General features: G+C 41.7%; 23 protein-coding genes. All 23 read right to left on the bottom strand.

The window, feature by feature from the left end; translation table 11 throughout:
• Positions 1–129: 129 nt before the first annotated feature.
• Positions 130–1,032 carry a DNA-processing protein DprA gene (dprA, locus tag AC20OE_RS13015; protein WP_487268891.1) on the bottom strand — a complete coding sequence of 301 codons (903 nt, stop codon included), beginning with the start codon at positions 1,030–1,032 and terminating at the stop codon, positions 130–132.
• A 63-nt stretch (positions 1,033–1,095) separates the two neighbouring features.
• Complete coding sequence (sucD, locus tag AC20OE_RS13010) at positions 1,096–1,998, bottom strand: succinate--CoA ligase subunit alpha (RefSeq protein WP_007499624.1); 903 nt, start codon at positions 1,996–1,998, stop codon at positions 1,096–1,098.
• A gap of 22 nt (positions 1,999–2,020) precedes the next feature.
• On the bottom strand, positions 2,021–3,181 hold the full coding sequence (gene sucC, locus AC20OE_RS13005) for an ADP-forming succinate--CoA ligase subunit beta (RefSeq protein ID WP_024426972.1): 1,161 nt from the start codon (positions 3,179–3,181) through the stop codon (positions 2,021–2,023).
• Positions 3,182–3,357: 176 nt separating this feature from the next.
• Positions 3,358–3,633: a FlhB-like flagellar biosynthesis protein gene (locus tag AC20OE_RS13000; protein ID WP_003211418.1), complete on the bottom strand. Its 276-nt coding sequence runs from the start codon at positions 3,631–3,633 to the stop codon at positions 3,358–3,360.
• Positions 3,630–5,369, bottom strand: a complete 1,740-nt coding sequence (locus AC20OE_RS12995; RefSeq protein ID WP_099663249.1) for a glycosyltransferase — start codon at positions 5,367–5,369, stop codon at positions 3,630–3,632. Before AC20OE_RS12995 ends, AC20OE_RS13000 begins: the two co-directional genes overlap by 4 nt.
• Positions 5,370–5,395: 26 nt before the next feature.
• The gene (rnhB, locus tag AC20OE_RS12990; RefSeq protein ID WP_059375079.1) at positions 5,396–6,160 is read right to left on the bottom strand and encodes a ribonuclease HII; all 765 of its coding nucleotides are present in this window, start codon (positions 6,158–6,160) and stop codon (positions 5,396–5,398) included.
• Between the two features lie 76 nt (positions 6,161–6,236).
• Positions 6,237–7,085, bottom strand: coding sequence for a ribosome biogenesis GTPase YlqF (gene ylqF / locus AC20OE_RS12985; RefSeq protein ID WP_024424188.1), 849 nt, complete (start codon positions 7,083–7,085; stop codon positions 6,237–6,239).
• 90 nt (positions 7,086–7,175) lie between these two features.
• Positions 7,176–7,523, bottom strand: coding sequence for a 50S ribosomal protein L19 (gene rplS / locus AC20OE_RS12980; RefSeq protein WP_008354510.1), 348 nt, complete (start codon positions 7,521–7,523; stop codon positions 7,176–7,178).
• Positions 7,524–7,660: 137 nt separating this feature from the next.
• On the bottom strand, positions 7,661–8,395 hold the full coding sequence (trmD, locus tag AC20OE_RS12975; protein WP_059375076.1) for a tRNA (guanosine(37)-N1)-methyltransferase TrmD: 735 nt from the start codon (positions 8,393–8,395) through the stop codon (positions 7,661–7,663).
• A complete protein-coding gene (gene rimM / locus AC20OE_RS12970) occupies positions 8,392–8,916 on the bottom strand; it encodes a ribosome maturation factor RimM (protein ID WP_058837711.1) in 525 nt (174 codons plus the stop codon). The genes trmD and rimM overlap by 4 nt, the downstream gene beginning before the upstream one ends.
• A gap of 8 nt (positions 8,917–8,924) precedes the next feature.
• Positions 8,925–9,311: a YlqD family protein gene (locus tag AC20OE_RS12965; RefSeq protein ID WP_024424191.1), complete on the bottom strand. Its 387-nt coding sequence runs from the start codon at positions 9,309–9,311 to the stop codon at positions 8,925–8,927.
• 103 nt (positions 9,312–9,414) lie between these two features.
• Positions 9,415–9,660, bottom strand: coding sequence for a KH domain-containing protein (locus tag AC20OE_RS12960; protein WP_024424192.1), 246 nt, complete (start codon positions 9,658–9,660; stop codon positions 9,415–9,417).
• Positions 9,660–9,932, bottom strand: a complete 273-nt coding sequence (gene rpsP / locus AC20OE_RS12955) for a 30S ribosomal protein S16 (RefSeq protein ID WP_008344841.1) — start codon at positions 9,930–9,932, stop codon at positions 9,660–9,662. Before rpsP ends, AC20OE_RS12960 begins: the two co-directional genes overlap by 1 nt.
• A 105-nt stretch (positions 9,933–10,037) precedes the next feature.
• Positions 10,038–11,378 carry a signal recognition particle protein gene (gene ffh / locus AC20OE_RS12950; protein WP_024426967.1) on the bottom strand — a complete coding sequence of 447 codons (1,341 nt, stop codon included), beginning with the start codon at positions 11,376–11,378 and terminating at the stop codon, positions 10,038–10,040.
• Between the two features lie 13 nt (positions 11,379–11,391).
• Positions 11,392–11,724, bottom strand: a complete 333-nt coding sequence (locus AC20OE_RS12945; protein ID WP_012009935.1) for a putative DNA-binding protein — start codon at positions 11,722–11,724, stop codon at positions 11,392–11,394.
• A gap of 143 nt (positions 11,725–11,867) precedes the next feature.
• The gene (ftsY, locus tag AC20OE_RS12940) at positions 11,868–12,854 is read right to left on the bottom strand and encodes a signal recognition particle-docking protein FtsY (RefSeq protein ID WP_024424194.1); all 987 of its coding nucleotides are present in this window, start codon (positions 12,852–12,854) and stop codon (positions 11,868–11,870) included.
• A 21-nt stretch (positions 12,855–12,875) separates the two neighbouring features.
• Complete coding sequence (smc, locus tag AC20OE_RS12935) at positions 12,876–16,436, bottom strand: chromosome segregation protein SMC (protein ID WP_372555900.1); 3,561 nt, start codon at positions 16,434–16,436, stop codon at positions 12,876–12,878.
• Between the two features lie 105 nt (positions 16,437–16,541).
• Positions 16,542–17,285, bottom strand: coding sequence for a ribonuclease III (rnc, locus tag AC20OE_RS12930; protein ID WP_008344850.1), 744 nt, complete (start codon positions 17,283–17,285; stop codon positions 16,542–16,544).
• Positions 17,286–17,466: 181 nt separating this feature from the next.
• Positions 17,467–17,700, bottom strand: a complete 234-nt coding sequence (gene acpP / locus AC20OE_RS12925) for an acyl carrier protein (RefSeq protein WP_008344853.1) — start codon at positions 17,698–17,700, stop codon at positions 17,467–17,469.
• Positions 17,701–17,781: 81 nt separating this feature from the next.
• Positions 17,782–18,525 carry a 3-oxoacyl-[acyl-carrier-protein] reductase gene (gene fabG / locus AC20OE_RS12920; protein ID WP_039178486.1) on the bottom strand — a complete coding sequence of 248 codons (744 nt, stop codon included), beginning with the start codon at positions 18,523–18,525 and terminating at the stop codon, positions 17,782–17,784.
• The gene (gene fabD, locus AC20OE_RS12915) at positions 18,525–19,469 is read right to left on the bottom strand and encodes an ACP S-malonyltransferase (protein WP_058837715.1); all 945 of its coding nucleotides are present in this window, start codon (positions 19,467–19,469) and stop codon (positions 18,525–18,527) included. The genes fabG and fabD overlap by 1 nt, the downstream gene beginning before the upstream one ends.
• Before the next feature lie 15 nt (positions 19,470–19,484).
• A complete protein-coding gene (gene plsX, locus AC20OE_RS12910; RefSeq protein WP_024426965.1) occupies positions 19,485–20,483 on the bottom strand; it encodes a phosphate acyltransferase PlsX in 999 nt (332 codons plus the stop codon).
• Between the two features lie 15 nt (positions 20,484–20,498).
• Positions 20,499–21,065: a transcription factor FapR gene (fapR, locus tag AC20OE_RS12905; protein ID WP_024424199.1), complete on the bottom strand. Its 567-nt coding sequence runs from the start codon at positions 21,063–21,065 to the stop codon at positions 20,499–20,501.
• Positions 21,066–21,095: the final 30 nt, after the last annotated feature.

Genomic DNA, 21,095 nt, shown 5'->3' with positions numbered 1-21,095 from the left:
TGCACCTATCTAACAGGCAATCGTTAAAAATTCTTTATGATGAACATCATTATAAACACGAAAAACAAAGTGTAAACTTAAATCCTCACTATTATTAAATATTCCGATGTCTTTTGTCAAACGATATTTTTATGAGAGTTCAGTATATTGAACGCTGCGGAAGGAGAATTCCTCTAAAATATCCTTTGTAGAATGAACAAGCTTTGCTCCCTGCTGAATGAGTCTTGCCGGTCCTGTGGAATTAGGATCAAAGATGGAACCGGCAACCGCAAATACTTCTTTTCCTTGCTCAAGTGCTTGATAGGCTGTAATAAGAGAACCGCTCTTTTCTTTGCACTGAATGACAATGGTTCCTCTCGTCAACGCACTAATTAAACGATTTCTCATTGGAAAATGCCACTTTTCTGGTTTGGCATAAGGCGGATGCTCTGACAAAAGCAAATGATGCTCGCCCATGTATTGAGCCATTTGCGCATGCTCTTTTGGGTATAAATGCTGAAAGCCACCGGCTATAATGCCAATCGTTTTCCCTTTTTTCCTGATGCACTCTTTATGTGCCAGTCCATCGATTCCTTTAGCTAGCCCACTAACAATCATCCACTCTTCTTTGACAAGCTCACCAACAATTTTTTTCACACATGCTTCTCCATAAGATGATGGAAGTCGCGTGCCGACTACACCTAAACTTTTTTCTTCATTTAAATATGATACGTTTCCTTTTAGGAATAACACAGGGGGAGGATCATAAATATTTTTTAGAGTGCTTGGATATAAGGGTGATGTGATGGGAATCATGTGAATGTTTTGCTTTAAATAGGCTTGAACGATGTGTTGAAAAATGGGGAATTCATTTTCTTCAGCTTGTTTTAAGCGGGTAAAGTCGATCGTTTGTAATGCTCGATCCTGTTTAAAATGATGTGTTTCTTCATTTATATATAGCTCAGGATCGACTTTCCACCATTTTGTAAGTAATGAGGGTGAGATGAGGCCTTTTAAGCGGTGAAAAATCATTCTTTCGGACACGTTGTACATACCATTCCTCCAGTTTAAGATAGAAAGAAGAAGACTTGTCAAAGAACAAGTCTTCTTGTGTCATTAATGCGTTTTACAAGCTTCGAAGAGATTCTTCTCTTTTAATACTTTAATCAACGTTTCTCCCATGACAGATGGTGTTTCTGCCACTTCAATTCCACATTCACGCATTGTTTTTACTTTTTCATCAGCTGTTCCTTTACCACCAGAAATAATGGCACCAGCATGTCCCATACGTTTTCCTGGAGGCGCCGTTTTACCGCCAATAAAGCCTACGACTGGTTTAGTCATATTTGCTTTTACCCATTCAGCTGCTTCTTCTTCAGCCGTACCACCGATTTCACCGATCATAATCACAGCATGCGTTTCAGGATCTTCATTGAATGCTTTTAACACATCAATAAAGTTTGTCCCATTTACCGGGTCCCCCCCGATGCCTACAGCTGTCGATTGACCAACGCCAGCTTCTGAAAGCTGATGTACCGCTTCATATGTAAGCGTTCCAGAACGAGAAACAACACCCACATGACCTTTTTTATGAATGTAGCCAGGCATGATACCAATTTTACATTCTTCAGGTGTGATGACACCTGGGCAGTTTGGTCCAACAAGTCTTGTTTTCTTACCTTCCATGTAACGCTTCACTTTGACCATGTCCAGAACTGGAATATGTTCTGTGATACAAATGACGAGATCGACTTCTGCGTCAACAGCCTCTAAAATGGCATCTGCCGCAAATGGTGCTGGTACATAGATAACAGAAGCGTTCGCTCCAGTTGTCTGAACTGCTTCAGATACAGTATTAAATACAGGAACTCCTTCTACTTCAGTTCCACCTTTTCCAGGTGTGACACCGCCAACAATATTTGTTCCGTACTCAATCATTTGTTTTGTATGGAACAATGCGGTTGAACCGGTAATCCCCTGAACAATTACTCTCGTATTTTTATTAATAAATACACTCATTTAGGTTCCCTGCCTTTCTGCTCTACTTGACTAAAGATACAATCTTTTCTGCCCCGTCAGCCATAGACTCAGCAGAAGTGATATTTAAGCCTGAATCACTCAGGATTTTCTTCCCTAATTCAACGTTTGTTCCTTCCAGACGTACAACAAGTGGTAATGTTAAGCCGACTTGTTTCGTCGCTTCAACAACACCTTCTGCAATGACATCACATTTCATGATGCCGCCAAAAATGTTCACGAAAATCCCTTTTACATTTTGATCAGATAAGATGATTTTAAATGCTTCCGTTACTTTTTCAGCTGTTGCACCGCCGCCAACATCTAGGAAGTTTGCAGGGTCCCCGCCGTAATGCTTGATGATATCCATTGTAGACATCGCAAGACCTGCTCCATTGACCATACAGCCAATATTTCCATCTAGAGAAATGTAGCTTAAGTCATATTTAGATGCTTCAATTTCTTTTGGATCCTCTTCATCAAGGTCACGGTATTCTAATATATCTTTTTGTCTATATAAGGCATTGCTATCAAAGTTTAATTTTGCATCAAGTGCCATGACTTTTCCATCGCCTGTTACAACCAGTGGATTAATCTCAGCAATTGAACAATCTTTTTCAATAAACGCATTGTAAAGGCTTGTCATAAACTTAACAGCTTGGCCAACTAATTTTGTTGGAATATTAATTTTAAATGCTACTTCTCTCGCCTGATAGCCTTGCAGGCCAATCGCTGGATCGATAACAACTTTCACGATTTTTTCTGGCGTTTTTTCTGCTACTTCTTCAATTTCAGTACCGCCTTCTTCAGATGCCATCAATACAATTCTTGATGTCGCTCTGTCCAAAACTAGTCCAACATAGTATTCCTTTTGAATATCGCAGCCTTCTTCAATAAGTAAGCGTTTTATTTCGCGCCCTTCAGGCCCTGTTTGATGTGTGACAAGTGTCTTGCCGAGCAATTCCTCTGCAAACCCTTTCACTTCATCTTTCGTTTTTGCAATTTTTACCCCGCCTGCTTTACCACGGCCGCCTGCATGAATCTGTGCTTTTACGACATATACAGAGCTCCCTAGCTCTTCTGATGCTTTCACTGCTTCATCAGGTGTAAATGCTACTTTACCATTTGGAACTGAAACCCCATATTTTCTTAGGATTTCTTTTCCTTGGTACTCATGGATATTCATTTCCCATCCTCCCAACATATGTAGAAACAAAAATTATAAAATAGACTGCGCTTTCATTTTAAAGAATAAAAAAGAGAATGTCTAGGGTTCTATGTAAAATCGTAAAATCCTTCTAAACATTCAAACTTTTATTTTATTAAAAATATAAATTTTTCAGTCAAATCACTTATTTTACCTTATTTTTTCATTTTTTGATCTAACCTGTAGATAAACGAAAAAATTTCTGCTACAGTATCGTATAACGCTTCAGGGATCTCCTCATCTAACGTTAAGTGGCGCATGAGTTCGACTAAATTACGGTCTTCCTGGATAGGGACTCCCGACTTTTTTGCTTCTTCAATAATATGATCTGCCACATAGCCGCTGCCTGTTGCAACGACTTTTGGCGCCTTTTGTTTTTCTTCATCGTAATGCAGAGCGACCGCTCTTCTAAGCGGTTTTGAATCCTTCATACTCGTAAGTCCAGCCCTTTCTCGCTGATTTTATGAAAGTGTTCATCTAGAAATTGAGACGGATCTACCGACTCTTGTCTCTTTTTTGCTGTAATTCCCGTTAAACTGTATCCTAGAGCATTTAAATTCTCCCGAACAGCCGGAATCATCGGATTAATGGTTCCTTGCAGTTCATGAGCTGTCTCGACAGTAATGGACATGACCTTTTGCTGAATCGTACAGTCTATTAAGGTTTCTTCAAGGTTTTCCATGTTTAAATAAAACATCAGGCGGCACTGAGAAATATCAATAGAGCCATCTTTTTTCTTATGTCCCTTCAGTATAAAGGTTAAATCTTGAACACTATGTTTTGAGAAAAGAGGATAGGAAACCATCATTTGACTGACGGTTTGGTTCTCCTGCTGCACAAATAACTGTCCATTCAATCTATGAAATAATTGATCCACTTCTTTTTTAACGTGCTCTGGTAAATCAGCCTGTCTCACATCATTTAAGGTAAGCTTTAATTGGTGCAGCTCCTGACTTTTGACATCCTGGCTGCCTTTTTCAAGCAGTTTCAGCATACCAATTTCTTCACGCACACCGATTGCCTTTTTCATCGTCATTAGTAAATCGAGCACATCAGTTTTATTGCTTAATGTTGGTTCAGTCTGCTGCACCGCCTGAGCCAATGCTTTCGCCTCCGGTTTCGAAAGGAATGGGAACTCTTTTTGCACTACAGCTGCTTTTGCGTCAGGCTGAGTGCCTGCCTGCTGGAGTCCGTGCAGCAATGCTGTGAGCTGTTTTACGTTGGGTTCTTGCTGCCCATCTGCACCTTGTTTCATCAAGCTGGCCAGTATCCGCTCAATTTGCTGAAGCGGGATTTGCAGCTCTTTTGGACTTGTTGACTGCTGCTGCACGTTTGGCTGAAGAACTTGGGACGGCTGACGCTCTTGAACGATTGGGGCATGGCTATTTTCTTTTTGCTGAGACGGATTGAGCAGTGTCGTTACTGGTAAACTACCGCCTTGCTTCGCCTCGCCTTCTCTCGCTGCTAGAAGGACTGATAAGAGCTTTTCTGCATGGACGGCTGTCTCTGCATCTACAACTGACCGAACGGCTTGTGTAAGGGTCTGTGTAGCATCTGTGTGCTTCGGAAGCTGTGTTAATTGATTTAGCAGCGCTGTTATATCCTGATGAAGAGCAGAGGATGATTTTACGGCTAAAATAGATTGAAGCACCCCTTGCTGGATCGGTAAATCTTTCTTTAAAGCAAAGAGGAGTGCTTGGAGCCCTTTCTTCACATCAGCTCCTTGAAGCTGTTCGATCCATTTCACTGCCGTTTTTAACTCTCCTTCGTTAATGACGGACTTTTCCTTTAAAAAAGCTGTAGCTGTCAGCATGTTTTCAAGCCCATTTTTCAGTGAAAGTCCTTCTAATAGTTTAGCTGCTGCATCCTTTAACGTCTTAGGATCTTGATCAAATTGCTGAACGGATCTTAGTTTATTGAGGCTGCCTCCGCCCTCTTGTTCAAATTGGAACCAATAAAATGCGTCTGCTTTAAGCTGGGCCGCCAGCTGCGCTTTTATTTTCGTTGAGCCTATTTGAACAAGGGCTGTATCATCTCCAAGCATTTTTAGTACTTTACCGAGAATCAGCCGATGAACATTTTCCTTCCCTTCGGTGTTTAATGGAACAGATTCAGCCGTATTCAGCCGGCTATTCAGTGCTGTATGTATATCCTCAACTCTTGTCATCACAGGCAGCCTCCTTAGATTAAAATTTATGATATAACAGATTTCACTGGCGCAAACGATAATCGGTGGATTGGGGCCGCACCATGTGTTTTTATCGCAGCCAAGTGCTCTTTCGTTCCGTACCCTTTATGTTTTTCAAATTGATACTCAGGATACTTACGCCCATACTCTTCCATCATCTGATCCCTTGTCACCTTCGCAATACATGCACCTGCTGCAATGGATGCACTTTTTGCATCTCCTTTGATGATATTCTCTTGGTGAGTTGAAAGCGGGAGTGTCATGGCATCTATGAGTAGATAATCTGGTGTATGAGTTAACTGTTCCACAGCTCTCACCATCGCCAGTCTTGATGCTTCGTAAATATTGATTTCGTCAATCGTAGCCGCATCAACAATGCCGATTCCGATATCAAGTGCTTCTTTTTGAATTAAATCATAATAAGCCAATCTTTTTTTCTCAGATAATTGCTTTGAGTCGTTTAAACCGAGCAGGACTGTATCTTCCTTTAATATGACGGCTGCTGCCACAACTGGGCCGGCGAGCGGTCCTCTTCCTGCTTCATCTATTCCAGCAATACATGTGTATCCCTGCGCCTTTGCTTTGTTTTCAAATTGCAGCATATCATCCCATGCCACGCGAAGTGCTTGCTGCTTTTCTCTCTCTTTGTGCCACTTTTCTATGAGTTTTTGGACACTTTTTCTCGTATCATCTTTCACAAGCTCACGAATGTATGACTCATCGCCTGCATGCTTTTCTATTAGTTCTTTTATTTGTTTCACCGTGTACATAGGCTTTTTCGCAGCCTCCTTCTTTATATCGGCAGTTTTTCGCAAAAAATAAAGACCCGCATGAGCTGCGTGTCTTTTAGCTTTCAGGCTTCTCAAAAGTGAGGGGACCAAATTTTTCTGTTCGAATATCCCGAATAATGATTTCGGTGGTTTTGTCATAGTTTATGAATCCCCCGCTCATTAGACAGCCGCGCTTAGTGCCAATTGCATCAAACAGCTCAACCGTATCTTCAGGTATCTCCGCTAGGTCATAGCGTTTTTTTAATCGCTCTGGGTAGTTCTCTTCTAGAAAACGAAGTGCATACACAGCGACATCCTGTAAGTTGATGATCGAATCTTTGATCGCTCCGGTCACCGCAAGTCTGAGTCCTACTTGCTCATCTTCAAACTTCGGCCAGAGGATTCCAGGGGTATCGAGCAGCTCTAGTTCTTTCCCTACCTTTACCCATTGCTGTGATGTCGTAATACCAGGACGGTCTCCTGTTTTGGCAATGTTCTTTTTCGCTAAACGATTGATTAAGGTCGATTTTCCGACGTTGGGAATCCCGATAATCAGTGCTCGAATGGCACGTGGTTTGACGCCTTTCGCTTTCATGCGGTCGAACTTTTCTTTTAAAATTTCTTTTGAAGTTGTGATGATCTGATTTAACCCTTGTCCATCGACAGAGTTAATAGCCAGTGACCGAACGCCTTGCTGCTCAAAATGCGCCTGCCACTCCTTTGTCATACGAGGATCTGCTTTATCAGCTTTGTTTAATAGCATGATTTTGGGTTTATTTTGAAGGATTTCTTCGATCATTGGGTTTCTAGAGGACATCGGAATTCTTGCATCGGTTAATTCAAATACGATGTCGATGAGCTTTAATTTTTCTGTGACTTCACGTCTTGCTTTTGCCATATGGCCTGGAAACCATTGAATCGTCATATGTGCACCTTCTCTCTTCTACCTGTTATCTTTATACATTGTACAAAAAAAGAGCCTGTTACAGGTAACAAGCTCTTTCCTTTGATATCATTATCGTCTGATTTCTTTGATACGAGCCGCTTTACCGCGAAGTTCACGTAGGTAGTAAAGTTTCGCACGACGTACCTTACCGTGACGTACAACTTCGATCTTAGCGATTTTTGGTGTGTGTACAGGGAATGTACGCTCAACGCCTACACCGTAAGAGATCTTACGAACTGTGAAAGTTTCGCTGATTCCACCACCACGACGCTTAATTACAACACCTTCAAAGATCTGGATACGCTCACGAGTACCCTCGACAACTTTAACGTGTACACGTAAAGTGTCACCAGGACGGAACGCAGGAAGATCAGTGCGTAATTGTTCTTTTGTGATTTCTTCAATCAAATGTTGCATCGTTTTCAACTCCTTCCAACAGATGCTCATGTCCTCTTTCTTCATTGCAGCGGAACATCGTTTTCAAACTTGGATCAGCAAGCCGTCCAAGTCACAAGTAGTATCATACCATACCTCTATGCCGTGTGCAATACAATCTAGTCATTATGAAGCTGCCAAAGCCATCTTTTTTCATCATCCGTTAATGTTTTGCACGAATCGATCAAATCTGGCCGTCTTGTATAAGTTCGCTTCAATGATTCTTTGCGCCGCCACTCTTCTATTTTGGCATGATTTCCAGAGAGGAGCACATCCGGCACTTTTAGTCCTTTATAATCCGCTGGCCTTGTATAGTGCGGGTGCTCAAGCAGACCTGTACTGAATGAATCTTCGATGTGAGATGCTTCTTTTCCAAGCACATGAGGCAAAAGCCTGACCACACTGTCTGCAATCATCATCGCTGGCAGCTCTCCGCCTGTGAGGACGAAATCTCCGATTGAGATCTCATCTGTGACAAGATGCTCCCTGATGCGCTCATCGTAGCCTTCATAGTGGCCGCAAATGAACATAAGATGCTCTTCTTTTGCAAGTTCTTCTGCCTTCTTTTGTGTATATCTTTCCCCTTGAGGACAGACAAGAATAACTCGGGGCTTCTTGCTTGCTTTCTTCGTTAAATCTTCTACCGCATCAAATACGGGCTGTGCTTTCAGTACCATACCAGCACCGCCGCCATACGGATAGTCATCCACTGTTTTATGCTTATGATCCGAATACTCTCTAAAATTGACAACATGAAATGAAACAGCTTCTTTCTCCTGTGCTTTTTTTAAGATCGATGAGTGAAGCACACCTTCGAACATTTCAGGAAAAAGGGTTAAAAAGTCGATTTTCATTCGTCAATGAGTCCTTCCATCATTTCAATGCGAACAGTTTTGGATGAGATATCAATGTTTTTGACGACAGATGGAATATATGGAATGAGGGCATCTTTTTTGCCTTTTCTTCCAACCACCCACACATCATTTGCCCCTGGCGTAAGGATTTCTTTGATTTGGCCGATCAGCTTGTCCTCTTCATCGTATACTTCACAGCCAATGATTTGGTGAAAATAAAATTCTCCTTCGTCTAATGACCCAAGATGTTCTTTTTCTACCTTTAAGATTGACTCTTTCAGAAGCTCTGCTTCATTTAATGAGTTGATTTCTTCAAATGTGAGCAAATCAAACTGTTTGTGCTGGCGATGTGATGCGACAGTCACTTTCAGCGGCTCTTTTTGACCCTGTTTAAAAATATAGAGCACGCTTCCCTTTTTGTAACGCTCTTCTGGGAAATCCGTCTTTGACACGACGCGTACTTCTCCGCGCACTCCGTGTGTATTGACGATCTTTCCAACATTCAACCATTCTAGCTCCATGTTCTCAATCACCCCTGACGTATTTCCACAATGGTGCCGTCTTTCACGACGATGACATTATCTTGCATTTTGTCATCCCATTTATCACCTATTTTTACTTCAACCAGTGCATCCACTTCTGTTTCTTTCATCTCACTTCCAAGCGGCAAAATATGAAGCTGCTCTACTTGAAAATCAATCTGCCTAATTTTCTCTTGCCTTTTATCGATCGCTTTTTGAAATTGAGGGATGGCTTCTTGCTGATGTGGTTCTTTTTCATGTTTTTTTAGTTGAAAATATAATTGATTGCATTCACGTTCTAGTCTTTCTTTTTTCTCCAAAAAAGTCGTTAACAGTTTGTCCTTACTGCTTTCAGTTAATACTTGCATCACGGTGACATGTTGAATGATCTGCATCTTCCTTTTTGTCCCCCTATCCGAAGGCATTTGTCCTCTACAGTATAACGAAAAATAGATTTAAACGTGTAAAAAAAGGGGAGGTCCTAAGCCCTCTCCCTTTTTAGTCAGCAATCTCAAGTTGAACTTTCTTAGAAGACTCTGCACTTGCTGCAAAAATGACTGTTCGTATCGCTTTTGCTGTACGTCCCTGCTTTCCGATCACTTTTCCGGTATCTTCAGCATTGACAGACAGTGTGTAAATCACCTGCTCATCTTTTTCTAATGAAGATACGTGAATATCTTCAGGGAAATCAACAAGTGGCTCGACGATGGACACAATCAATTCTTCCAAGGACAGCTCATTCATTATTTGCTGTTTTTCGCATTATGAAATTTTTCAAGAATTCCTTGGCTTGAGAAAAGGTTGCGAACTGTATCAGATGGTTTCGCACCATTTTGAAGCCATTTAAGCGCTAATTCTTCGTTGATTTTCACCTCAGCTGGTGATACCACTGGGTTGTAAGTTCCAACTGTTTCGATGAAACGACCGTCACGTGGTGAACGAGAATCTGCTACAACAATACGATAGAAAGGAGATTTTTTTGCTCCCATACGTTTTAAACGAATTTTTACTGCCATTTTACTAGCACCTCCGAAAATATTTCAACAAGATAGTATATTAACAATGATAAAAGGGTTTGTAAAGTGTTTTTTCTTAACAACGGTTTTATCATGTATAACCAATTACATAAATGGTAATTTAAAGCCCTTTTTCTTTCCTTTGGACATGTTGGTCATTTGCTTCATCATCTTTTTCATTTCATCAAATTGCTTTAAAAGGCGATTGACTTCCTGTACAGATGTTCCGCTTCCTTTTGCAATCCGTTTTCTTCGGCTTGCATTGATGACCTCTGGCTGTTCTTTTTCCTGAGTCGTCATTGATTTAATGATCGCTTCGATGTGATTGAGCTGCTTTTCGTCCACTTGGACGTTTTTGAGCCCTTTCATTTTACCGGCTCCCGGCATCATTTGGATCAGTTCATCAAGAGGACCCATATTTCGAACTTGGCCAAGCTGCTCGAGGAAATCATCGAGCGTGAAGCTCATTGTCCGCATTTTTTGCTCAAGCTCTTTCGCTTTATCTTGGTCGACGTTTGCCTGTGCTTTTTCGATAAGGGTCAGCACATCTCCCATGCCAAGAATTCTTGATGCCATCCGCTCCGGATGGAATGGTTCAATTGCATCAAGCTTTTCTCCTAGTGCAGCGAATTTAATCGGAGTATTGGTGACAGCTCGAATAGAAAGGGCTGCACCGCCTCTTGTATCACCGTCTAGTTTTGTGAGAACAACACCTGTTAAACCAAGCTGTTCATTAAAGCTTTTTGCGACATTGACAGCATCTTGACCAGTCATAGAGTCAACAACTAGGAAAATTTCTTCTGGATTCGCTACTTCTTTTACTTTTTGAAGTTCATCCATTAATTCTTCATCGATATGAAGACGTCCTGCTGTATCTAAAATGACATAATCATGGTGTTCTTCTTTCGCTTTTTCAATTGCCTGTTTGGCAATTTCGACAGGGCTGACTTGATCACCTAATGAAAACACCGGCATATCAAGCTGTTTCCCAAGCGTTTGAAGCTGCTGGATCGCTGCTGGTCTATAAATATCAGCAGCCACCATCATCGGCTTGCGATTATGTTTTTTGCGAAGTAAATTGGCAAGCTTCCCAGTTGTGGTTGTTTTACCTGCCCCTTGAAGACCAACCATCATAATGACTGTTGGAGATTTTTTCGCTACAGCGATCTTACTCTCTTCTCCGCCCATTAATTCAGTGAGTTCTTCTTTTACAACTTTAATGACCTGTTGTCCAGGGGTAAGGCTTTTCATGACCTCTTGTCCAACTGCCCGCTCACTTACTTTTTTCACAAAGTCTTTGACTACTTTAAAATTGACGTCAGCTTCAAGAAGGGCAAGGCGTACCTCGCGCATCATTTCTTTTACATCTTGCTCTGACACTTTTCCTTTGCCGCGGATTTTTGAAATCGTCTGCTGCAGTCGGTCGGCTAATCCTTCAAATGCCATACTGTGCCGCCTCCTAATCTAATTTCTCAAGCGATTCAATTAAAGCTTCTGCTTCTTCCGTTTGCGCAGAATCAGCTACAAGCTCTCTCATTTTTTTGAGAAGTTCTTTACGCTCTTTAAATTTCTTAAACAAGAGCAGCTTTTCTTCATATTGTTCAAGCATCGCTTCAGTCCGTTTAATATTATCATAAACAGCCTGTCTTGATACTTCATATTCATCCGCAATTTCACCGAGGGAAAAATCGTCTAGGTAGTAAAGCGACATGTAGCTCTTTTGCTTTGCGGTCAACAACGATTGATAGAAGTCAAACAAGTAATTCATTCTCGTTGTTTTTTCAAGCGTCATGGGCTCTCTCCCCTTTGTTAAGTTCATTCCCTTTACATCAACTAAGTTTACACGGTTCTCTGCTGTGTGTCAAGTTTTTATCTTGTCACTTCATGAAGCTACGTATAAATAAAAATGCCAGCAGTTTTGCCGGCATTTTTTTGTTAGTCTTGTTGATCAATTACGTCTGAGAATAATCCATACACATACGATTCTGCATCAAACTCTTGCAAATCGTCCACCTTTTCACCTAAACCGACAAGCTTTACTGGAATGTTCAGCTCATTTCGAATCGCAAGAACAATTCCGCCTTTTGCAGTACCGTCAAGCTTTGTTAAAGCAATCCCTGTCACATTTGTCGCTTTAGAAAATTCCTTGGCTTGTGCCATGGCGTTTTGACCTGTTGTCGCATCAAGAGCGAGCAATACTTCATGAGGTGCATCTGGAACCTCGCGTTCAATGACTCTCTTGACTTTCTCCAGCTCTTTCATCAAGTTGACTTTGTTTTGAAGTCTTCCTGCTGTATCGCAGATGAGGACATCTGCATTTTTCGCTTTTGCTGATTGGACGGCATCATAGATCACCGCTGCTGGATCAGAGCCTGCTGTTTGTTTGACGACAGGAACACCTGAACGCTCTCCCCAAACTTCAAGCTGCTCGATCGCACCGGCACGGAACGTATCACCTGCTGCTAAAATAACGGATTTCCCTTCATTTTTCAGCTTGTTTGCAAGCTTACCGATAGTCGTTGTTTTCCCAACACCGTTGACGCCTACAAACAAAATGATATTCAAACGCCCGTCTTCAATGTTCAGCGCAGAAATTTGTTCCTCTCCGCTATTGTAGATGTCAACCAGTTTTTCAGAAATCACCGCTTGTACTTCACTTGGGTCTTGAATGTTTCTTAATTTCACTTCTTTTTTCAGCTCATCAATCAGTTCCATCACAGTTGTGAAACCGACATCAGCACCGATTAGAACCTCTTCCAGCTCTTCAAAAAAGTCTTCATCGACTTTGCGGTAGCGAGAAATCAGTTCATTTACTTTTCCTTGGAAGGAGTTTCTCGTTTTTTCGAGTCCATCTTTAAACTTTTCTGATACTGAATCGGTTTGCTGCGTAAATTTTTCTTTTAATTTCTTAAAAAAGCTCATTGGTTCAAAAACCTCCTTTAATTACTGGACAAGCTCTTTCGTTTCTTCTAATTTGACAGATACAAGCTTAGAAACACCTGATTCCTGCATGGTCACACCGTAGAGCACATCGGCTTCTTCCATTGTTCCCTTGCGGTGCGTAATGACAATGAACTGTGTTTCCTGGCTGTATTTCTTTAAATATTGCGCAAAACGGAAAACATTCGCTTCATCAAGCGCCGCTTCTACCTCATCTAATACGCAGAATGGAACAGGTCTCACTTTTAAAATAGAGAATAGTAAAGCGATCGCTGTTAAGGCTCTCTCTCCGCCTGAAAGCAGGCTTAAGTTTTGCAGTTTTTTCCCTGGCGGCTGCGCGACAATATCAACGCCAGAGTTGAGCAAATCATTTGGATCTGTCAGCTTAAGATCAGCTCTTCCGCCGCCAAATAATGCTTGGAATACAGATTCAAAGTGCCCGCGAATTTGAGAGAATGTCTCAGAGAAGCGCTTTGTCATCTCTTGATCCATTTCTTCGATGACTTGGAATAATGTATTTTTCGCTTCTGTCAGATCATTTCGCTGCTCTGTTAAGAAGAGATAGCGTTCATTGACACGTTCATACTCGTCAATGCTGCCTAGATTTACTGTTCCAAGCTCTTCAATCGCTAGTTTGATCAGCTTCACTCGTTTTCTTGCTTCATCTGGCGATAACGTCAACTGATACATCTCTTTTGCTCCTTCAAACGAAAGAGAATATTCATCGTTCAGATAAGCAATCAGGTTATCAAGCTCGACTTCCATACGGCCTAGCTTAATCTCTTCATCTTTTAAGCTTGTGGTGAGCTGCTTGTACAAACGCTTTTGTTCTTTAAGTTCACGTTCAGCGAATTCTAATGTTTCAGAAAGAGCAAGACGCTGCTTACGACGCTCTGAAATGAGTGCGGTTGTTTTGTTTTTGTTTTCCAGCTTCTCTTTCGCCGCTTCTTCCAGTTGTTCGGCTCCGCTTGAACTAGATGACATTTCACTTGTTAAGAGTGACAGATCTTCTTTTGTTTCCATCAGCGTCTGTTCAGCCTCTTCTAATTCAGCCATTAAGCTCGAAAGCTTTTCTTGTTCATTGGCTAAGGACTGATCTTTTTTGGCAAGCGAGATTTTCAGCTCTGTTAATTCGGCAGAAATGGTTTCTTTCGTTGAGCTTTGCGTCTGCTTACGCTTTGTTAATGTATTGATCTCTTGATCAAGAGCCGTCAATTTTTCACCTATAGAGGCTTCAAGAGTAACCTGCTTTTTGTCCTTATCCGCAAGTTCAGTAGAACGCTGCTGCAATTCTTCTTTTTCTTGATCATAGAGCTCAAGATGAGCATTGATATTTTTTTCTGCAACTTGCAGTTCGTATAGCTTTCCTTTGAGTTCTTGCTGCTTTTCACGAAGCGTTTCGCCGCGCTGGCGCAGTTCGTTTAATTGGCTTTCGTTTGCTCCGATCAATTGCTTCGTTTCTTTTGTTTCTTTTTCAAGGATCGTTGTTTTCTCTTCCATTTCAACGAGCTGCTTTGTTAACGTTTCGATCTCCCGGTTTCTTGAAAGAAGAGAGTTGTTCTTTTTCTTTACGCCGCCACCGGTCATTGAACCGCCGGGGTTTACGACATCTCCATCAAGAGTCACGATACGGTAACGATGTCCAAGCATTTTTGCCAATTCATTGGCGCCTTTTAAGTCTCTAACGATCAGCACAGTTCCAAGTAAATTCTGAATCACCTTTTGATACTTTTCGTCAAAGGAAACGAGGTGACTCGCTACACCGATAAATGCAGCGTGCTGCTCTGCTGTTTGGACATCTCTGAGCTGAATGGTTCTTTCTTTGATGACGTTCATTGGCAGGAAGGTTGCACGTCCAAAGGAATGCTGCTTTAAGTATCCAATCGCTTGTCTCGCAGCTGCTTCATTTTCTGTGACGACGTGCTGCGTTGCTGCACCTAGCGCAATTTCAATCGCTGTCTCATACTGCTGATCCGTTTGAATCAGCTCTGCAATAGCACCGTGAATACCGCCTAACCGTTCTTTTGCCTTTAAGACCTCTTTCACTCCTTGGAAAAAGCCTGAGAAGTCTTCCTGCATGGATTCAAGCATCTCTTTTTTGGATTTTGCCTGCTGTACGTATTGATAGGCTTGGTAAAGAGCCGTTTCTTTTTTCTCGTATTGACGTTTCATTTGCTCAAGCTTTTGTTCTGCTTCTCTAAAACGTTTGACTTGTGCCAGAATGTCTTCTTCCAGTGCTGAAAGCTGCTGCTCAGCCTCTGTTTTCTTTTCTTTGACAGACACTCTTTCTTCGATATGTTTTTGGTTATTTTGCGTCAGTCGCTCTAGCTGCATCGCCGCTTGGCGCTGCTGTTCTTCTAGTAATTTACGTTCATTACGGATGGAAGCCTGTTCATTGAGCAGATCAAAATAATCGCTTTTCAGCTGTTCAATTTGAGCTTCCACATCTTCACTATGAAGCGACAGTTGATGCTGCTTTGTGCTCACTTCATCTTTTAGCTGCTGCACTTCTTTTTGCAGGCTGTCCCGCGTGATTTTCTGCTTTTCAATCTTTTCGGTTAACAGTGCCTGCTTTTCAGTTAAGCGAACGAGCGTTTCTTCTAGCTGCCCTTGGTTTGCGGCAGCATTTTTTTTCCGTTCTTTTAGCACTTCTTTTTTTCCTTCAAGTTTTTCTAACTCTTCACTTGTGAAAAGAAGAACTTCTTGCAGGTCATTAATTGATTCGTCAAGCGCTTGAATGCGGTCTCTCGATTCTTCAATTTTGGCTTCTTTTGCTTGGATATCTGTAGACTGCTTCATTTCATCTTGTTTGAAGCGCTCGACTGCTTCACCAAGTGTTGTCCATTTTTCATGAAGTGCTTCGATGTCATGGACAGTGAGGGCGATTTCGACATTTTCAAGCTCTTCTTTTTTTTGCAAATAGTCTTTTGCAATAGAGGCTTGCATTCTTAATGGTTCTACTTGATCTTCTAGTTCATGCAGAATATCTTCTACTCGGTTTAAGTTGTCCTGCGTTTCAAACAGTTTATTCTCGGCTTTTTTCTTTCTTGTTTTATATTTCAAAACACCAGCCGCTTCTTCAAAGATGCTTCTTCTCTCTTCTGCCTTACTTGATAGAATTTCTTCTACCTTTCCTTGACTGATGATTGAAAAAGCTTCTTTTCCAAGACCTGAATCCATGAAAAGATCAATAATATCCTTTAAGCGGACAGATTGATTGTTGATGAGAAATTCACTTTCTCCTGAACGATAAACCCTTCTTGTCACACTGACTTCGTGAAAATCGATCGGTAAAAAGTGGTCTTCGTTATCTAATGTTAAAGTCACTTCTGCTAGATTGACTCTTTTCCTTGAGTCACTGCCTGCAAAAATGATATCTTCCATTTTTCCTCCGCGGAGGCTTTTCGCTGATTGTTCTCCAAGTACCCAGCGGATGGCATCGGTAATATTGCTTTTGCCGCTTCCGTTTGGTCCAACAACAGCTGTGACCCCTTTGACAAAGTCCACGGTCACTCGCTGTGCAAATGATTTGAATCCTATCACGTCTAAACGTTTGAGGAACATGAGAGTGATCCTCCTTATGTATTTAAAGTACTATCATCTTACCATATGAAGTGTAAAAAGATGATGGAAAACAGAGTGAAATCCCCCTGAATAACGAGGGGGATTTTATTGGTTCATATGATGTTTCTGCAATTTAGCAAGTGCTTCCTGTGCAGCGTGCTGTTCTGCTTCTTTTTTAGAGCGTCCATTTCCGATTCCGAGCACTTCACCTCGAAGGGATACATTTGCTTCAAATTCCCGGTTATGTGCAGGGCCTTTTTCATGCAGGATACGGTATTCAAGCACACCTTTTCCATCGCGCTGCACAAATTCTTGCAGTTGGCTTTTAAAGTCCATGACGTGCGAGAACGCTCCATCATTAATTTTCGGATAAACGTACGCTTCTAGGAACCGTTCAACTGGCTCCAGTCCTTGATCTAAATAAAGTGCGCCGATAAACGCCTCGAATACATCCGCTAAGAGTGCTGGACGTTTTCTACCGCCTGTCATTTCTTCGCCTTTTCCTAAAAGAACAAGGTCTCCGAAGGATAGCTCATGTGCTAGTGATACAAGTGACGGTTCACATACGATCGCCGCTCTTAGTTTCGTTAAATCTCCCTCGCTCATCGCTGGATATTTTGCAAATAAGAATTGAGAGATGGTCAATTCTAAAACAGCATCTCCTAAAAATTCAAGTCTTTCATTGTCCTCGTATGGCTTTTTCCGGTGTTCATTCACATAAGAGGAATGGGTAAAAGCTTGATATAGAAGCTTTTCATTTTTAAAGTGTACAGAAATGCGCTGCTGGAATTCTCTAAATTGCTCTAGTTTTTTGCTCTGTTTCTGTTTGTCTTTATATTGTTTTGGCATAGCAACCTCCAGGTAGGCGTAATCGCCTTTAAGGATACTGATTATATGGAGTCTCTCTTTCTACATGCAGGGAAACATTGCTCCCAGCATCTGAAAAAGGCTGACAATTGATCAGCTGAATGTGTTGAAACTAACATAAATTTTCAAAGTCCCGTCGAAAGTAGACGGGACTTTGTTACGCTTATTGCTGGTTATTTATGTAGTTCACAGCGTCACCGACTGTTGCAATTTTTTCAGCATCTTCGTCAGAAATTTCCATATCGAACTCATCTTCAAGTTCCATAACTAGCTCAACTACATCAAGGGAATCAGCGCCTAAATCTTCTTTAAATGAAGCTTCCATTTTCACGTCAGCCTCATCAACGCCAAGGCGGTCTACAATAATTTTTGATACACGCTCTAATACGTCTGCCATTGCCTTTCACCTCCCCTCAAAGTATTATAGTTGATTCGTTTTTAAAAAACTAGAGAAAACCTAATGAAATTTTGATATTTCTTAGGACATGACCATTCCGCCATCTACTTGGATGGTTTGGCCTGTAATATAACCTGCTCCTTCTGAAGCTAAAAAGACAACAACATTGCTAATATCTTCAGGTGCACCAAAGCGTGCGAGCGGGATTTGTTTAAGCATTTCCGTCTGTACATTGTCATCAAGCTTGTCTGTCATATCTGTTGAAATAAAGCCTGGTGCTACTGCATTCACTGTAATGTGACGAGTTGCCAGCTCTTTAGCTGTTGTTTTCGTTAATCCGATGACGCCAGCTTTTGCTGCAACATAGTTTGCTTGTCCAGGGTTTCCACACACACCAACGACTGAAGCCAAATTGATAATTCTTCCGCTTCTTTGCTTCATCATTTGACGTGTCACGGCTTTTGTACAGTTAAAGACACCCTTTAAGTTTATGTTAATGACATCATCCCATTCATTCTCTTTCATTCTCATAAGCAGGTTGTCCTTTGTGATGCCTGCATTATTCACAAGAATGTCAATTGAACCAAAGGTATCAATCGCTTGTTTCATCATGGCTTGTACTTCTTCAGCATTTGAGACATCAGCTTTCACAGCAAATGCCTGCTGGCCGAGTGCTTTGATTTCATCGACGACTTCATTTGCTTTTGCTTCGTTTCCAGAATAGTTCACGACAACATTTGCACCACTTTTCGCTAGATCGATCGCGATGGAACGGCCAATCCCGCGTGATGCTCCTGTTACAACGGCTGTTTTATTTGTAAGCATCAAGAATCCCCCTTGAGTGTTTGAATGGCTGCTTCAATTGTTTCTTGATCTGAAACGGAAATCGTCGTCAGGCGGCGATTCACTTTTTTCACAAGACCTGAAAGCACTTTGCCAGGACCAATTTCAATAAATGTTGTGACGCCTAGATCAATGAGGCGTTCCACACTTTCTTCAAAACGAACTGGAGAATACAGTTGTTCAATGAGCTTTGTCTCAATGTCATCACGAGATGTCACGATGTCTGCTGTTACATTTGAGATGACTGGAGTTTTGGCATCCGCAATATCTAGCTTTGACAAAACATCTGTAAATTTTTCAGCAGCTGGTTTCATTAATGCAGAATGGAAAGGTCCGCTCACTTCAAGAGCAATTGCACGTTTAGCGCCTTTTTCTTTCGCTTTCTCTGAAGCAAGTTCTACCCCTTTTGCTGTACCAGAGATGACGATTTGACCAGGACAGTTTAAGTTAGCGAGCTCTACAAGGTGACCGCTCTCTGTCACTTCTTTTGTCACTTCGACAAGTGCCGCTTTGTCTAAGCCGAGAATCGCTGCCATGGCGCCTTCTCCTGCTGGAACAGCTTCATTCATTAATTCTCCGCGCTTTCTGACTGCATAAACAGCATCTTTAAACGAAAGTGCGCCTGCTGCAACGAGGGCAGTGTATTCGCCAAGACTGTGTCCTGCTGCATAATCGGCTTTGATTCCGCTCTCTTCAAATTTCTTTAAGATGGCGATACTTGTCGTTAAAAGAGCTGGCTGCGCGTTATAAGTGAGCGTCAGTTCTTCTGCATCCCCTTCAAAAATCATAGAAGATAAATCAAACCCGAGGGTATTGTCTGCTTCTTCAAATACAGCTTTAGATACTGTTTCTTGGTCAAATAAATCTTTTCCCATGCCAATTTTTTGAGAGCCTTGGCCAGGGAATAAAAATGCAATTTTAGTCATGCTGCTTTACCTCCATTAAGACTCTTTCGTCGTTTCTTTTTGGACTTCTTGATGAATGATAGCTGAAACGTCTTTTTCTACGATATCACGCGCCTGACGAATTGCATGGAAAATGGCATTTTCATCAGAGGAGCCGTGCGCTTTAATAACAGGTGCCTTTAAACCAAATAAAGCGGCACCGCCATATTCGGAGTAATCCATTTTAGATTTCATCTGCATCAATTTCGGCTTCATCATGCCTGCTGCTATTTTTGCTGTGAAACTGGATGTTAATGTTTCTTTCAGCATTTTAAAGACAGAAAGGGCTGTGCCTTCAATTGTTTTAAGCGCAATATTTCCTGTGAAACCATCTGTGACAACAACGTCAGCAACACCTTCTAATAAGTCACGGGACTCTACATTTCCTACGAAATTCAAGTCTGATGCTTTTAATAATTCAAAGGTTTTTTTCGTTAAATCGTTGCCTTTTTTATCTTCTGTTCCTACATTTAACAGTCCAACACGCGGATTGCTCTTTGGGAAGACACGCTCTGCGTAGATGGATCCCATCATGGCATATTGCACGAGATGTTCTGGTTTTGCATCAACGTTGGCACCAACATCTAGTAATAAGAAGCCGCTGCCATCCAGTGTTGGCAAAGTTGGGGCAAGGGCTGGTCTGTCAATACCGTCAATTCTGCCTACGATAAACAGCCCAGCTGTCATGAGGGCACCGGTATTTCCTGCTGAGATGCAAGCATCTGCTCGTCCCTCGGAAACTTCCTGCGCCATTTTCACCATGGATGAATCCTTTTTACGTCTAACTGCACGCACTGGTTCATCCGTCGGTTCAATGACTTCTTTTGCATCTAAAATCGTGATGCGATCGTTGTTTGTTATGTATGGTTTGATTTTGTTTTCATCGCCGACAAGTGTAATCTCGATATCTGAAAATGCTGTTAAGCTTTTTTGCACACCGTCAATAATGGCTTTAGGGGCATGATCTCCCCCCATTGCATCGACTGCAATTCTCATATTACGTGCCACCTTTTACTTTTGTTTTGAGCGATACATGACGAAGTCACCTGAGAAGACAACTTCCTCACCAACATAGCTGTTTACTTCAACTACGGTTCTTCCTTTTTCTTTATCATGTGAGGCTACTTTGGCTTTAGAGACGACTCTTTCGCCTTGTTTCACCTGCCTTGTAAACCTGATATTCGCTTTTGCTGTCAAAGCCAGTTCATCGTCGATGACGGCAACTGCCAGCGAATTTGCCTGGGCGAAGAGATGATGTCCCCTGGCAATTTGGTTGCGGCTGAATACATGCTCTTTTCTCACTTCTAAAATGGAAATGGCTTGGTCATCAAGTTCTACATCAATCATTTCTCCAATCACTTCATCCAGTGGAAGTGATTTTACTTCATCCTCTAATGTCTTTTCGGCCACATGCTTAATTCTTTCGCGTAATTCAGGGATCGACAGCTCTAAACGATCAAGACGAACCGTTTGTATGCTGACACCGAATTTACTTGCCAATTCTTCATCAGTAATGAATGGAGTCGAGCTGATCGTTTGCTGGAGGAGCTTTTGACGTTCTTTTTTATTTAGTTTCATATGCAGACACCATCCGTACATTTATGACTA

Source organism: Bacillus sp. SRI_025 (assembly GCF_057592095.1).
This window is presented reverse-complemented; position numbering and strand designations above follow the sequence as displayed.

Bases quoted from the DNA above. Each gene is read 5' to 3' on its own strand.
- smc (WP_372555900.1), bottom strand. From the start codon at position 16,436: ATGTTCCTCAAACGTTTAGACGTGATAGGATTCAAATCATTTGCACAG.
- rnhB (WP_059375079.1), bottom strand. From the start codon at position 6,160: ATGTACACGGTGAAACAAATAAAAGAACTAATAGAAAAGCATGCAGGC.
- fabG (WP_039178486.1), bottom strand. From the start codon at position 18,525: ATGCTTACAAATAAAACAGCCGTTGTAACAGGAGCATCACGCGGGATT.
- rpsP (WP_008344841.1), bottom strand. From the start codon at position 9,932: ATGGCAGTAAAAATTCGTTTAAAACGTATGGGAGCAAAAAAATCTCCT.
- fabD (WP_058837715.1), bottom strand. From the start codon at position 19,469: ATGACTAAAATTGCATTTTTATTCCCTGGCCAAGGCTCTCAAAAAATT.
- fapR (WP_024424199.1), bottom strand. From the start codon at position 21,065: ATGAAACTAAATAAAAAAGAACGTCAAAAGCTCCTCCAGCAAACGATC.
- rplS (WP_008354510.1), bottom strand. From the start codon at position 7,523: ATGCAACATTTGATTGAAGAAATCACAAAAGAACAATTACGCACTGAT.
- plsX (WP_024426965.1), bottom strand. From the start codon at position 20,483: ATGAGAATTGCAGTCGATGCAATGGGGGGAGATCATGCCCCTAAAGCC.
- sucD (WP_007499624.1), bottom strand. From the start codon at position 1,998: ATGAGTGTATTTATTAATAAAAATACGAGAGTAATTGTTCAGGGGATT.
- AC20OE_RS13000 (WP_003211418.1), bottom strand. From the start codon at position 3,633: ATGAAGGATTCAAAACCGCTTAGAAGAGCGGTCGCTCTGCATTACGAT.
- acpP (WP_008344853.1), bottom strand. From the start codon at position 17,700: ATGGCAGACGTATTAGAGCGTGTATCAAAAATTATTGTAGACCGCCTT.
- trmD (WP_059375076.1), bottom strand. From the start codon at position 8,395: ATGAAAATCGACTTTTTAACCCTTTTTCCTGAAATGTTCGAAGGTGTG.
- AC20OE_RS12960 (WP_024424192.1), bottom strand. From the start codon at position 9,660: ATGAATGAGCTGTCCTTGGAAGAATTGATTGTGTCCATCGTCGAGCCA.
- ffh (WP_024426967.1), bottom strand. From the start codon at position 11,378: ATGGCATTTGAAGGATTAGCCGACCGACTGCAGCAGACGATTTCAAAA.
- ylqF (WP_024424188.1), bottom strand. From the start codon at position 7,085: ATGACGATTCAATGGTTTCCAGGCCATATGGCAAAAGCAAGACGTGAA.
- rimM (WP_058837711.1), bottom strand. From the start codon at position 8,916: ATGGAGCTAGAATGGTTGAATGTTGGAAAGATCGTCAATACACACGGA.
- AC20OE_RS12995 (WP_099663249.1), bottom strand. From the start codon at position 5,369: ATGACAAGAGTTGAGGATATACATACAGCACTGAATAGCCGGCTGAAT.
- AC20OE_RS12945 (WP_012009935.1), bottom strand. From the start codon at position 11,724: ATGACGCTTGAAAAAACAACGAGAATGAATTACTTGTTTGACTTCTAT.
- ftsY (WP_024424194.1), bottom strand. From the start codon at position 12,854: ATGAGCTTTTTTAAGAAATTAAAAGAAAAATTTACGCAGCAAACCGAT.
- sucC (WP_024426972.1), bottom strand. From the start codon at position 3,181: ATGAATATCCATGAGTACCAAGGAAAAGAAATCCTAAGAAAATATGGG.
- rnc (WP_008344850.1), bottom strand. From the start codon at position 17,285: ATGCCAAAACAATATAAAGACAAACAGAAACAGAGCAAAAAACTAGAG.
- dprA (WP_487268891.1), bottom strand. From the start codon at position 1,032: ATGTACAACGTGTCCGAAAGAATGATTTTTCACCGCTTAAAAGGCCTC.
- AC20OE_RS12965 (WP_024424191.1), bottom strand. From the start codon at position 9,311: ATGCAGATCATTCAACATGTCACCGTGATGCAAGTATTAACTGAAAGC.